The following is a 13,349-nucleotide window of genomic DNA, read 5'->3' as shown; positions in this document are numbered from 1 at the left end:
CCCCTTCGTTTGTAACAGCAATGACAGCAGGGATGGCTTTTTGCCGTTACCCATAATATTAATAGTAATGAGAATGTTTCTTTGTTACATTTTTCACGCTTTTTTGACACGTTTGGTCAAACTTTGAGGCGAGTGCCTCGTGTGATTTTCAAAGGGAGGGGGCGTTCGGATGGCGAGCAACAACAAGGGACAATTCAGGGTAAAGGCCTTGGCAGCGCTGGTTGCCACGGTCGCGTGTCAGGGGTTGACATGGGCTGAAGAGGCACCTGGCACGCCCGTGAAGCGATCAGCGATTCAATTGCAGAACTCGGTGGTGAGCGGCGAAGCGCCGGTGCAAGAACAGGACGTCGGTTACCAGGCCAGGAACAGCACCGCCGGCACTAAAACCAGCACTCCATTATCAGAAACGCCGCGCTCTGTATCGGTGGTGACACGTCAACGCATTCAGGATCAGGGCTCGCAGACCCTCACCGATATCCTCGGTTATGTGCCGGGCATCTTCGCGCCGCCGTTTGCGGTCGGCGACGGTCTGGCCGGCGACCTGTTTTCCATCCGCGGTTACAACGCCACCGACTACGGCTACGGGTTGCTCAAAGACGGCCTGCGTCTGCAAGGCAACCGTTATGACACCACCACCGAGCCCTATGGTCTGGAACGCACCGAGGTGTTCCGTGGCCCGAGTTCGATTCTGTACGGTGAAAACGCGCCGGGTGGCCTGGTCAACCTGGTCAGCAAACGGCCGACCGAAACTGCGCAGGGCGAGGCCAAGTTCAGTTACGGCAGCAACAACCGCCGTCAATTGGGCCTGGACGTGTCCGGCCCGCTGACCGATGACAACCGCATTCTGGGGCGCATCGTCATGCTGGGTCGCAATGCCGATACCCAGGTTGACTCGGTACCGGACGACCGTCTCTACATCGCCCCCTCGATGACCTTCAATTTCGATGAAGACACCGCCCTGACGTTGCTGTCGTCGTACCAGCGGGATCGCACCAAGCTGCTGCTGGGCTATCCGGCCGCAGGCACTTTGCTGAACAACCCGAACGGCAAGATCGGCAAGGACCAGTTCAACGGCAACCCGAACTGGGACGACTTCGAGCGTGAGTCCTGGACACTGGGGTATGAGTTCAGCCATCAGCTGAATGAAAACTGGCAGTTCCGGCAGAACTCGCGCTACATGGAGTCGCGCGTGGATAGGCATGAGACCTGGCCCAACAACCTTAACGATGGAGGTTTTGGCAGCACGCTGAGCAGCCTTGCGTACGATCGCGACAACAAGTCCGTGGCGTATTCGGTGGACAACCAGTTCGAAGGGCACTTCACCAGCGGCGCGCTGGACAACACTGTGTTGCTCGGTGCGAGCTATGATCGTACCTCTTACAATCAGGATTGGGCCGCAGGTGCGGGTGGCACCTTTAACGTATTCGATCCGGTGTTCACCGGACGTCCGGACACTACGCAGTACGTGCAAAACTCCCAGCTCGACCAGCACATGTACGGTGCCTATGGTCAGCTGCAGAGCAAGTACGACAACTGGATCTTCCTGTTGGGCGGGCGTCAGGACTGGGTACACAGCGAATACCGCAACCGCGCCAGCGCTGCGCGCGTGGGTAGCGCAGCGGTGCCTGCTACCGATCTGGACGGCTGGGATCACCGGTTCAGCTGGCAGACCGGCGTGATGTATCAGTTCGAGAACGGTATCTCGCCTTACGTCAGTTACTCGACGGCATTCACGCCGGTCCAGCAGTCTTCGCAGCCCAACGGCGAACTGCTCGATCCGATCCTCAGCCACCAGTACGAGGTGGGGTTGAAGTATGAACCGGCTGGCTGGAATACCACCTTCAGCGCCGCCGTGTTCCAGTTGACCAAGACCCACGATGTGGTGGCCGGCAGCAACGGTTTCAGCCGTCAGGTGGGGGAGAGCGAGTCCAAGGGGCTGGAGCTTGAAGCGAACAGTGACATCACCCCGAACCTCAGCCTGACCGCGTCTTACACGTACACCGATGCGCGGGTGACCAAGGATGCGCCGGGGTCGTTGTTCGAGGATCATCAATTGACCGGTATTCCGCGTAATCAGGCGTCGACCTGGGCGACTTATCGTTTCCTCGAGGGTCCGTTGAGCGGTTTCCGTCTGGGCGGTGGTGTGCGCTATTTCGACAATACGTTCGCGTATACGGCGCCGACGCTGTACGGCAAGCTGAAAACCGGGGATGTCACGCTGGTGGATGCGTTGGTGGGTTACGACATCGACAAGCATTGGTCGGTGGATGTGAACGCGAAGAATCTGTTTGACAAGGAGTACGTCAGTGGTTGCAACAATGCCGGGCGTTGCTACTGGGGTGAGGAGCGCACGGTGATGGGGACGGTTGCGTTTCGTTGGTGATGTGAGTGCTCGGGGGCATGGTCTGGCTAACGCCAGACTGGTTTCGCCTTTGGCGAGTTACTTGGAAAAGCACCCCCAAGTAACCAAGGGTGCTTGCTACTGGCTGGGTTCCTCCTTCGTCGGAATTCCCTCACTCCGACGACGCTCCGTGGGCCCGCCGCCATCCGCCATCCATGGCGGGGGGCGGCTCTCGCGGCATCCATGCCGCTCGGCCCACTGCGCGTCGCCTGCGCTCGGCCTGCGCCCAAGTCGCGATGTGTGGCGTTTGGGCGTTTGCGTTCGAAGATCAAGATCAAGATCAAGATCAAGATCAAAATCAAAATCAAAAACAAAGGCTGTGGCGCGAATTTATGCGCGGATGGTCGTTTGGGCGATGGAGGCGGCTCTCTGATTTTTTCATCGAACCACTAATCATCCCGCTCGCTTGATCGTCTTTTAGATACGGCCGCCTGCACGCGGCGATTCAACATTGACGAGGTCCTCACATGAGCTTTGACGGCGAAAACACTCAGTTCCGCGTAGTCATCAACGACGAAGAGCAATACTCGATCTGGCCCGACTACAAGGCGATTCCCGATGGCTGGAAAAGCGTCGGCGTCGAGGGCGACAAACAGACCTGTCTCCAGTACATCGAAACCACCTGGACCGACATGCGTCCCCTGAGCCTGCGCAAGGCCATGGCCTGATAGAACCCATTCCCTGCGGAGCGTCTTGCCCATGAATATGCGCATGCTTACGCCACATCAGCTTCATGTCGAAACCGGCTTCCCGCTGCGGGTGTATCCCGGCCAGACCGGTGCAACGCTGGCGGCCGAGTTCGACAATCTGCGCGGCGTGGTCGAGCAGATGCTTGAACGCGACGGTGCGATTCTGTTCAGCGGGTTTGCCAGCGACGGCGTCGAGGGCTTTCAACGATTCGCCGCCGCCTTCGGGCATCCTTTGCTCAACTATGAATTCGGCTCGACCCCACGCAGCCAGGTCGACGGCAAGGGCGTCTACACCTCCACCGAATACCCGGCGCACCGCTCGATCCCGCTTCACAACGAACAGGCCTACACCACCGAATGGCCCATGCGCATCTGGTTCTACTGCGCCAGAGCCGCGGCCAGCGGCGGCGAAACCCCCATCGCCGACAGTCGCGAAGTCTTTCGTCGGGTGAATCCGGCGTTGCGCAAGCGCTTCCAGGACAAACGCCTGATGTACGTGCGCAATTACGGCAACGGCCTGGACCTGACGTGGCAACAGGTGTTCAACACCGACCGCCACAGTGACGTCGAAGACTACTGCCGCAAGCGTGGCATCGAGTGTCAGTGGAACGAGGACGGCGACCTGCGCACCCGTCAGTCGGTGCAGGGCGTGGCGCAGCATCCACGTACCCGGGACTGGGTCTGGTTCAATCAGGCGCATCTGTTCCACCTGTCCAACCTGGACGCTGAAATGCAGGAAATCCTGCTGGACACCGTCGGCGAAGAAGGACTGCCGCGCAACGTGTATTACGGCGACGGCAGCCCGCTGGAAGAGGACGCGCTGGCGGAAATCCGCGGCGTGCTCGCCGAGTGTGAAGTGGTCTTTGCGTGGAGCACGGGCGATGTGCTGATGCTCGACAACATGCTCACCGCCCATTCGCGCAAGCCTTTCAGTGGTGAGCGCAAGGTGGTGGTGGCGATGGCCGAAGGCGTCGACGGCAACACGCTGATCAATACCCCATGAGTCCGGAATTCATGCAAAAAACCAAACTTGTTTACGTCTGGTCGTTGCGTAACGCATCGGCCGACAAGGCCGGCCAGTACGTGGATTACCATGGCGAACGGCGCTACATGAAGTCACCGCTGGAGTATCTGGCCCATGCGCTGGATCACACACCATTGGGCGATCACTACTCGCTGGAAGCCGTGATTTGCGACGATGACCCGGCGTCGGCCCGCGATCGAGAGAACATCAAGGACTACGGCTTCACGCCGGGGCAGGGCGAGCACTGGTTCTACCCGCCGCAGCTGACCGTGCAGGGGCGTCTGATGAACGATCTGCTGGAAAACGTGCCGTCCTCCTATCGTGCGTTGCCGTTGGGAGACAGTCAGCGGCCGGCGGGCAAGTCCGATTTCGAGCGTCGCCTCGGCCAGCGGCTACACGCACTGCAGGCCGAGGTGGTGGTGCTTGACGGGCTGCTGGTGATCCTCGATGAGCTGGTGCGGCCTGGCGCCGATTTCCACCGTCGCATCGTCAATATTCACCCGGGGATCACCCGTCTCGAGTCGCCGTATGAGCGTCGCGGCGCTTACGCGACCCTCGATGCCTTGTACGGCGCGAAAGGCAAAAAGGTGATCGACTGGACGACCCGCGAAACCACCGACATTCCGGTGGTGGACATGACCGGCGCCTCGTTCCATTACGTCGACAACGGGATCGATTCGGGTGAGGTCATCTTCGATGTGCTGGACACCCCGATCGCGCCGGACGACACCATCCTGGAACTGCGCTGGAACAACTTCAATAACAGCCTGTTTCCGGCACTGGAGCAGGGGTTGTGGGTGTTGGCGCGGCGTCAGCCTCATTAATTCACGTCGCGCCCGAGCGGCGTCAGCCAGGGCGATCATGCCGTGATCCCTGCGCTGGCGCCGTTGTTCATTGCCGACTTCGAGCACTATCGCGACGTGCTGGTGCTCGAGGATGACCCGCGTCCGGGCGTGCCGCTGCGCACATTGTCGAGCGCCGGGTACCTGGGCCCGCTGCTGACCCGCTTCGGCGCCCGCTACCACGTGCCTGACCTGCGCGGGGTGGCGTCGATCTGGTCCAAATACTACTTCATCAAACTCATCCCGCCGGTGGTTGCGGCCTCCTTGCTGCTTGACCGCCGCTTGCCGCTACACCTCGATCACCTGCAGATGGTGCTCGACGACGAACATTTGCCCGTGGCGTTCAAACTGCCCCACGAAGGTGAGCGCTGGACACCCGCGCCGGCCGATCCTTTTCAGCGTTTTGACGCGTTGATCGAAGGCCATCTGCGGCCACTGATCGACGCCTTGGCCGGATACGCTGGCGTCTCGCCCCGAGTGCTGTGGAGCAATGCCGGTAATTATTTCGAGTGGCTGCTGGGGGTGCTCGCTGGCGCTATGCCCGGAGCAGACCTGAAAGACGGGCACGCGTTGCTCAACGCCCGGACCACGCCCGATGGCCGCCGTAATCCGATGTATCAGCCTGTACGCTACATGTCGGTTGAGGGGCATTCAGCGCTGAAACGCCAGCGTCGCGTGTGCTGCGTGCGTTATCGAGTGGATGATTTGCCTCACTGCGAGAACTGCCCACTGAGCGCAAGCAGACGGACCGGCGATGCCGAGGCACGCGTGATCTCAACCGTTTTGTAGCGTACACGCGTGATAAAAATGCCGCTGTCGAAATATCTGACGTCAAAAAGCCATCAAAATCTTTCAAGTTGTCAGACCTCTTGCCGATAGGTAAAGACCACATGACTGGAAGGTATTTTCCCCCATGAAGCTTACCGTCAAGAGCAAGCTGCTCTGTCTTGCCATCATTCCCGCCCTGCTTTTCGCGCTGATTCTCAGTGGCGTGGCCGCATGGATGCTGCAAAGCAGCGCCGATCAGGAAATGCAGGAAACCCGCGAGCGACTGGTCGAGCGCAATCGCCAGGTGTTGCAGAACTACGTGCAGGTGGCGCTGACCACGATCAAGCCGTTGCACGACGCATCCGCTGCCGGTGACATGGCCGCGCGGGACAAGGCGCTGGAGTTGCTCAAGCCGATGAAATACGGCGATGACGGTTACTTCTTCGGCTACGACACCAAGGGCGTGCGGATCTTCCGCGGCGACAGCCCGGCCGGCGTCGGCAAGAGCTTCTGGGACACGCGCGATCCGGACGGCTCCTACCATTACCAGACCTTCGTGGAAGTGGCGAAAAACGGTAAGCATTACATCGATTACGCTGCGCCCAAGCCAGGCGATGAAGCCGTTCAGGTGCCCAAGCTCGGTTACACCGTGTACCTGGACAAGTGGGACATGGTGCTTGGCAGCGCGATCAACATGGACGACATCGATGCCGCCATGGTGCAGGAACAGCAGGCAGTCACTCAGCGCACCCGCACCATTCTGACCAGCGTGTTCGTCGTCACGTTGGTGCTGTTGCTGGTTACCGCTGCGGCAGGCATCTGGACCGCCAACGGCATCGTGCGTCCGCTGCGCGTGCTCAAGACCAACCTGGATGACATCGCAGCCGGCGACGGCGACCTGACCCATTGTCTGGTGGTCACCAGCCGCGACGAGCTGGGCGATCTGGCGACCTCGTTCAACCTGTTCGTCGACAAGATTCACGCCATGGTTCGGCAGATCGCGCAGATGACCACCGACCTTGCCGGTCTGGTGGAACAGGCCACGCAGCAGACCTTGCGCTCGGAGCAGGCCATGCAGCGCCAGCGAGAGGAGACCGATCAGGTAGCCACCGCGATTCACGAAATGTCTGCGGCCGCGCAGGAAGTCGCGAGCAGTGCGCAACGTGCCGCCGAGGCCGCTTCGCAGACCGACGAGCAAGGGCAGGCCGCGCGCAAAGTGGTGGGGACCAGCATCACCGGCATGAGCTCGCTGGTGAACGACATCCGCCTCAGCGGCACCAGCCTGGACAGCCTGCAGCAGGACGTGCGCTCCATCGTTTCGGTGCTGGACGTGATTCGCTCGATCGCCGAGCAGACCAACCTGCTGGCGCTCAATGCCGCCATCGAAGCGGCGCGCGCCGGAGAAGCCGGGCGCGGTTTTGCCGTGGTCGCCGATGAAGTTCGCGCGCTGGCCAGCCGTACGCAGCAGAGCACGCAGGAAATTCAGGGCATGATCACCCGTCTCGAAACGGGCACCCATGCCTCGGTCGAAGCCATGCGTCGCTCCACCGAAGCCGGCGAGGGCGCCAATCAGAAGACCAACGAGGTCGGCGTCTCCCTGGATTCCATTTCCACGCTGATCGGCACCATCAACGCCATGAACGCGCAGATCGCCAGCGCCGCCGAGGAACAGACCTCGGTCGCTGAAGAGATCAACCGCAGCGTGCACCAGATCGCCGGTGCCGTGGAAAACCTCGCCGAAGAAACCGAACAAAGCTCGCGCACCATGCGCGACGTGTCTGCGCTGGGCGGCAACCTCAGCGCGCTGGTCCGCCAGTTCAAGATTTGATGAATCGTTTAACCCCGCCGTTCGGGTAGAACCGGGCGGCAATAACTGGTTTAGTGACGCGCAAATACTTAGCCAGGCAATGATTAGCTGGCAATCGAATTTCCCGGCGCGCGACCTCTCAGGCTCGCAGCGTCAGGCGATCCATAAGAAGAAACCACAAGAAAAACGAAGCACACCCGTGTTCAGTCTCAGGAGAAGTGAAAGATGTTCGATGACGACACCTCCCCGGCGCGTCGCGATTTTCTACGCAAGTCGCTGACGCTCATCCCCGTCGTAACCCTGGCCAGTGCAGGCCTTCCTTCCAGTTCATTCGCGCAGACGCCGGCCAGCGATGCCGGGCAAACGCCTTCCGCCGCCCCGGGCGGTGAGTACAAACCGACCTTCTTTACCCCGCAGGAGTGGGCGTTTGTGATCGCCGCCTGTGACCGTCTGATTCCCTCCGACGCTGTCGGCCCCGGCGCGGTTGAGCTGGGCGTCCCCGAGTTTCTCGATCGCCACATGCAGACGCCTTACGCCAATGGCGGCATCTGGTACATGCAGGGGCCGTTCCTCGAAGCCGCGCCGGAATTCGGTTATCAAGGCCGCCTGAACCTGCGCGAAACCCTGCGCATCGGCATCAAGGCAATGGACGCCAGTTGCAAGAAGACGTTCTCCGGCAAGGCGTTCGCCGAGTTGTCCCACGCCCAGCAGGAAGAACTGCTCAAGGCGGCCGAGGGCGGCAAGCTGGTGCTGGAAGACATCTCCTCGAAGCTGTTTTTCACCAACCTGTTGAACGAGGTGCGTAACGGCTATTTCGCCGACCCGTCCCACGGCGGTAACAAAAACATGGGCGCCTGGAAGATGATCGGCTACCCCGGCATGCGCGCCGATTACATGGACTGGGTCACGGTGCGCGACAAGCCGTACCCGCTGCCGCCTGTCGATCTGGCCGGACGGAGGGGATAATCATGGCGAACGCAAAACCGAAAGTGGATGCCGTGATCGTCGGCATGGGATGGACCGGGGCGATCCTGGCCAAAGAGTTGACCGATGCCGGTCTGCACGTGGTGGTGCTGGAGCGCGGTGCCGATCGCGACACGCAGCCCGATTTCGCCTATCCGAAAGTGGTCGATGAGCTCGAAGGTTCGGTGCATCGCCGCTACCTGCAAAGCCTGTCTCAGGAAACCGTCACCGCCCGGCACAACCTGACCTCGACGGCCGTGCCGTATCGGCAGATGGGCTCGTTCAAACCCGGCACCGGTGTCGGCGGCGCGGGCAGTCACTGGTCCGGCTGCCATTTCCGCGCGCTGCCGGAAGATTTCAAACTGCGCAGCAACGTCGAGCAACGCTACGGGGCGAAATTCATTCCGTCGGACATGAGCATTCAGGACTTCCCGGTGACTTACGAGGACCTGGAACCGCATTTCGATCACTTCGAGTACGTCTGTGGGACTTCCGGCAAAGCCGGCGTCATCAACGGCGTCAAGCAGCTCGGCGGCAACCCGTTCGAGGGCTCACGCTCGCGTGAATTCCCGCTGGGCCCGAACCCCAATTACCTCGGCGCCGAGATGTTCTACAAAGGTGCCCGCGAGATGGGCTGGGACCCTTATCCGATCCCGGCATCCAACGCCTCGGCGCCTTACGTCAATCCTTACGGCTGCCAGATGGGGCCGTGCAACGCCTGCGGCTTCTGCAGCGACTACGGCTGCCTGAACTATTCCAAGGCCAGTCCGAACATCAGCATTCTGCCGGTGCTGCGTCAGCGCAAGAACTTCGAGCTGCGCACTCACGCGCAGGTGCTCAAGGTCAACCTCGACAGCGACGGCAAGAAAGCCACGGGCGTGACCTACCTCGACGCCCAGGGCCGTGAAGTCGAGCAGCAGGCTGACCTCGTCTTGCTCTGCGCGTTCTCGCTGTACAACGTGCACCTGATGCTGCTGTCCGGCATCGGCAAACCGTACGATCCGCAAACCGGTGAGGGCACGGTCGGGCGCAACTACTCGTACCAGAACCTCAACCGCGTGGTGCTGTTTTTCAACAAGGACGTGCAGGCCAATCAGTTCATCGGCATCGGCGGCGCCGGCACCACGATGGACAACCTCAACGGCAACCAGCTGGACAACGCTCAGGCCGGTTTCGTCGGTGGCGGGATCATCTGGGCCCGTCAGCCGGGCGCCGGACCGGTGCGTGGCATCAACGTACCGCCGGGCACGCCGAACTGGGGCACCGCATGGAAACAGGCGGCCAGCGATGCCTTCCGTCATTCGTTCTACTTCGAAGTGCAGGGCGCCTGCATGTCCTACAAACAGCATTACCTGAGCCTGGATCCGACCTACAAAGACGGCTTCGGCCGGCCACTGTTGCGCATGACCTTCGACTGGCACGACAACGAGGTCAAGGCCTCTCAGTTCCTGGTGGGCAAGGCCATGGAGATGTCGAAGGTGCTCAATCCGACGGCGCTGTCGGGGGACGCCAAGAAACCCAGCGAGCACTACAACATCACCAAGTACCAGAGCACCCACACCTGCGGCGGCGCGATCATGGGCAGCGATCCGAAGACCTCGGCGCTCAATCGATACCTGCAATCGTGGGACGTGCACAACGTGTTTGCCATCGGCGCCAATGCGTTCCCGCAGAACAACGGCTACAACCCGACCGGCATGGTGGGTGCGCTGGCGTACTGGTCGGCCAAGGCCATTCGCGAGCAGTACCTGAAAAACCCCGGCCCGCTGGTTCAGGCATAAGGAGAAACGGCCATGAAAAAGTTTCTCTTGAGCCTGGTATCACTGGCGGTGGTGGTGTTCGTCGCGCTGCTGGTGTTCGCCTTCTGGCCGACCACAACCCCGACGCTTGCGGCTGCCGGGGATGCCGATCCGACCGCGTTGATCGAGAAGGGTCGCTATCTGGCCGACGCAGGCGACTGCACGGCGTGTCATACCGCGAAAGGAGGCAAGCCGTTCGCCGGTGGACTGCCTATCGCCTCTCCCATCGGCACGCTGTACAGCAGCAACATCACGCCTGACAAAGCCACCGGCATCGGCAATTACACGCTGGATGACTTCGACCGTGCCGTCCGCCATGGCATTGCTGCCAATGGCAGCAGTCTGTACCCGGCCATGCCATATCCGGCCTATGCGCGGACCCGCGATGACGACATGCGGGCGCTGTATGCCTACTTCATGCAGGGCGTGGCGCCGGTTGCTGCCCAGAACCGCGCCAATGATGTGCCGTGGCCGTTGTCGATGCGCTGGCCGCTGGCGATCTGGCGCAAGGTGTTCGCACCTGCGCCGCAAGCGGTCGCCTTCGATGCCAGCCGTTACAAGGATCCGCAGATCGCACGCGGCGCTTATCTGGTGCAGGGACTGGGACACTGCGGCAGTTGCCACACGCCGCGTGCGTTGACCTTGCAGGAGAAAGCGCTGGATGAGTCGGGCGAGGCTTATCTGTCGGGCGGTCCGGTGATCGACGGCTGGCTGGCGGTCAACCTGCGGGGCAATCCCGCGGATGGTCTGGGCAGCTGGACCCGCGATGACATCGTGGCGACCTTGCGCAGCGCACGCAGTACCACCCACGCGGTACTGGGTGGCGCGATGGGCGATGTGGTGGTTCACAGCACCCAGCACCTTAACGATGCAGATCTGCAAGCCGTCGCCGCCTACCTGAAAACCCTGCCGCCGACCAAGGATCAGGTCGCAAGCTTCAACGCTGATCCGGCCACGGCCAAGGCGTTGGCAGCGGGGCAGGAAGACAGTCGCGGCGCCCAGCTGTATGTGGACAACTGCGCGGCCTGTCACCGCACCAATGGTCAGGGCTACGAGCGGGTGTTCCCGAAGATCGCGGGCAACTCATCGGTGCTGTCGCAAGACCCGGTGTCGATGATCCGTCTGGTGCTGGCGGGCAGCAAGCTCCCGGCCACTGCAACGGCGCCGTCGGAACTGGGCATGCCGGGTTTCGCCTGGCGACTGTCGGATGAGGAAGTGGCGCAACTGCTGACCTTCATCCGCAGCAGTTGGGGCAATCAGGCGCCGGCGGTGAACGTCGAGGAGGTGACGAAGCTTCGGGCGACCCTGCCCAAGGAATCGCCAGCGGTGAGCCGCACGGACATCGCCAAGCCTTGAGGTCCGGCTCTCACTCAGCCTGAATCTGATCGTTCCCACGCCTTGCGTGGAACGATCATTGGCCGGAACCTCGATCTGCAGGACCGCATCACGCTGCACGGTCGTGGCTGATAACCCTGCAGAACCGGCTTTAGCCGGGAAGGTGTCGGCCGTCACGCTGTAAAAGCGAGACTGATGCCACTGGCCTCTTCCCGGCTGAAGCCGGTCCTACTGACCGCGCCACGCGGCAGTATCGTGAGTGAACGCCTTGTAGGACCGGCTTTAGCCGGGAAGGCGTCGGCCGTCGCACTGCAAAAGCGAGACTGATGCCACTGGCCTCTTCCCGGCTGAAGCCGGTCCTGCTGACCGCGCCGGCAAAGACCCGATTACACTTCCCGCCCGCGCAACCCGCTCTTCCCGTAAAACGCCACCACCACAAAACACCCCAATGGCAGCAGATACGCCAGCGCTGTCGAGAAGTGGTCGGCGACCAATCCCATGAAATACGGCATCAGCGCGCCGCCGACGATGGCCATGATCAGGAATGAGCTGCCACGTTTGGTGTGCGGGCCCAGGTTCTTCACGCCCATGGCGAAGATGGTGGGGAACATGATCGACATGAAGAAAAACACCGCGATCAACGCCACCACGGACACGCTCTCGACACCGCTGACCACCACGGCGCACAGCGCGACGTTGATCCACGCATAGACCATCAGCAGCCGCTGGGCGGGAATGCGTCCCATCAGCCAAGTGCTGAAGAAACGCCCACACATGAAGCAGATCATCGCCACCGACAACAGATAGGCAGCGGTCTGGCTGGTCATGCTCGCCCAATGCTCGGTGACGTAGTTGATGAAGAACGCGCCGACGCCGACCTGTGCCGCCACGTAGAAAAACTGAGTCACGACGCCGCCGACGAATTCACGGTGCTGCCACAGCGTCTTGCTGTCACTGCGCTGAATGCCGGACTCCTGTTCACGCAGGTCGGGCATCGGCGTGCGGGCGAAGAGGGCGGCGACCAGCAACACGATCACCGCGATTACCACGTAGGTCGTCTGCAGCGAGCTGTTGTCGGTGGCCGCCTGGGCGCCACCGAAGAACAGCGCGCCGCCGAGCAGCGGGCCGACGAACTGGCCCAGGCCGTTGAACGACTGCGCAAGGTTGAGCCGGCGCTCGGCGCCTTTGGGGTCGCCGAGCACCGTGGCGTAAGGATTGGCTGCGGTCTCCAGGCATCCCAGTCCCAGCGCGATGACGAACAGCGCGAACAGGAAGAACGGAAAGCTCGCGGCACTGGCGGCCGGCATGAACAGCAGCGCGCCCGCGGCATACAGGCACAGTCCCAGGAGAATCCCGGCTTTGTAGCCAAAGCGGTCCATCAGAAAGCCGGCCGGCAGGGCAATGATGAAATAGGCACCGAAGTACGCCGCCTGCAACAGGCCGGACTGCGCCTTGCTGACATGCAGCGTTTCCTGGAAGTGCTTGTTCAGGACGTCGAGCAGGCCATAGGACAGGCCCCAGAGAAAAAACAGGCTGGTGACCAGGATCAACGCCATCCGCACCGATGGCTCGGCCTGGCGCAATACCCGGGTCTGGACTTTCGTGTTTTCAGTCAACATAACGCTCTCCTTTTGTTTTTGTTGGGGCGTGAAACGTGACGGTGGGTGATGCATCGATTCCTCTAGGAGCGCGCTTGCCCGCGATATCAATGTGTCAGCCGA

General features: G+C 61.4%; 10 protein-coding genes and 1 pseudogene. 10 read left to right on the top strand and 1 reads right to left on the bottom strand.

Going from position 1 to position 13,349, the window contains the following annotated elements; genetic code table 11:
• Window positions 1-169: 169 nt before the first annotated feature.
• From BMZ10_RS07105 to BMZ10_RS07060, 10 genes and pseudogenes are all read left to right on the top strand, one after another.
• The gene (locus tag BMZ10_RS07105; protein ID WP_093459281.1) at window positions 170-2,383 is read left to right on the top strand and encodes a TonB-dependent siderophore receptor; all 2,214 of its coding nucleotides are present in this window, start codon (window positions 170-172) and stop codon (window positions 2,381-2,383) included.
• A gap of 485 nt (window positions 2,384-2,868) precedes the next feature.
• Complete coding sequence (locus tag BMZ10_RS07095) at window positions 2,869-3,069, top strand: MbtH family protein (protein ID WP_093459280.1); 201 nt, start codon at window positions 2,869-2,871, stop codon at window positions 3,067-3,069.
• Between the two features lie 37 nt (window positions 3,070-3,106).
• A complete protein-coding gene (locus BMZ10_RS07090; RefSeq protein WP_093460120.1) occupies window positions 3,107-4,093 on the top strand; it encodes a TauD/TfdA family dioxygenase in 987 nt (328 codons plus the stop codon).
• An 11-nt stretch (window positions 4,094-4,104) separates the two neighbouring features.
• Window positions 4,105-4,938 (top strand): formyltransferase family protein, encoded by an 834-nt coding sequence (locus BMZ10_RS07085; protein ID WP_093460117.1) that lies wholly within the window; start codon window positions 4,105-4,107, stop codon window positions 4,936-4,938.
• 42 nt (window positions 4,939-4,980) lie between these two features.
• On the top strand, window positions 4,981-5,745 hold the full coding sequence (fhuF, locus tag BMZ10_RS07080; RefSeq protein WP_093459279.1) for a siderophore-iron reductase FhuF: 765 nt from the start codon (window positions 4,981-4,983) through the stop codon (window positions 5,743-5,745).
• 124 nt (window positions 5,746-5,869) lie between these two features.
• Window positions 5,870-6,694: pseudogene (locus BMZ10_RS28250) on the top strand (cache domain-containing protein); the annotation flags it as partial.
• A 15-nt stretch (window positions 6,695-6,709) separates the two neighbouring features.
• Window positions 6,710-7,552, top strand: a complete 843-nt coding sequence (locus tag BMZ10_RS28245) for a methyl-accepting chemotaxis protein (RefSeq protein ID WP_371265951.1) — start codon at window positions 6,710-6,712, stop codon at window positions 7,550-7,552.
• 204 nt (window positions 7,553-7,756) lie between these two features.
• Window positions 7,757-8,497, top strand: a complete 741-nt coding sequence (locus BMZ10_RS07070; RefSeq protein WP_093459277.1) for a gluconate 2-dehydrogenase subunit 3 family protein — start codon at window positions 7,757-7,759, stop codon at window positions 8,495-8,497.
• A gap of 2 nt (window positions 8,498-8,499) precedes the next feature.
• Window positions 8,500-10,275 (top strand): GMC family oxidoreductase, encoded by a 1,776-nt coding sequence (locus BMZ10_RS07065; protein WP_093459276.1) that lies wholly within the window; start codon window positions 8,500-8,502, stop codon window positions 10,273-10,275.
• A 12-nt stretch (window positions 10,276-10,287) separates the two neighbouring features.
• Window positions 10,288-11,649, top strand: a complete 1,362-nt coding sequence (locus BMZ10_RS07060) for a cytochrome c (RefSeq protein WP_093459275.1) — start codon at window positions 10,288-10,290, stop codon at window positions 11,647-11,649.
• Window positions 11,650-12,014: 365 nt separating this feature from the next.
• Here the strand turns inward: BMZ10_RS07060 and BMZ10_RS07055 are convergent, their stop codons facing one another.
• On the bottom strand, window positions 12,015-13,247 hold the full coding sequence (locus tag BMZ10_RS07055; RefSeq protein WP_093459274.1) for a sugar MFS transporter: 1,233 nt from the start codon (window positions 13,245-13,247) through the stop codon (window positions 12,015-12,017).
• Window positions 13,248-13,349: the final 102 nt, after the last annotated feature.

The organism is Pseudomonas sp. NFR16 (assembly GCF_900108875.1).
In the GTDB taxonomy this organism is placed as follows: domain Bacteria; phylum Pseudomonadota; class Gammaproteobacteria; order Pseudomonadales; family Pseudomonadaceae; genus Aquipseudomonas.
The sequence above is the reverse complement of the archived record's forward strand: the minus strand, read 5'-3'. Positions and strand labels throughout refer to the sequence as shown.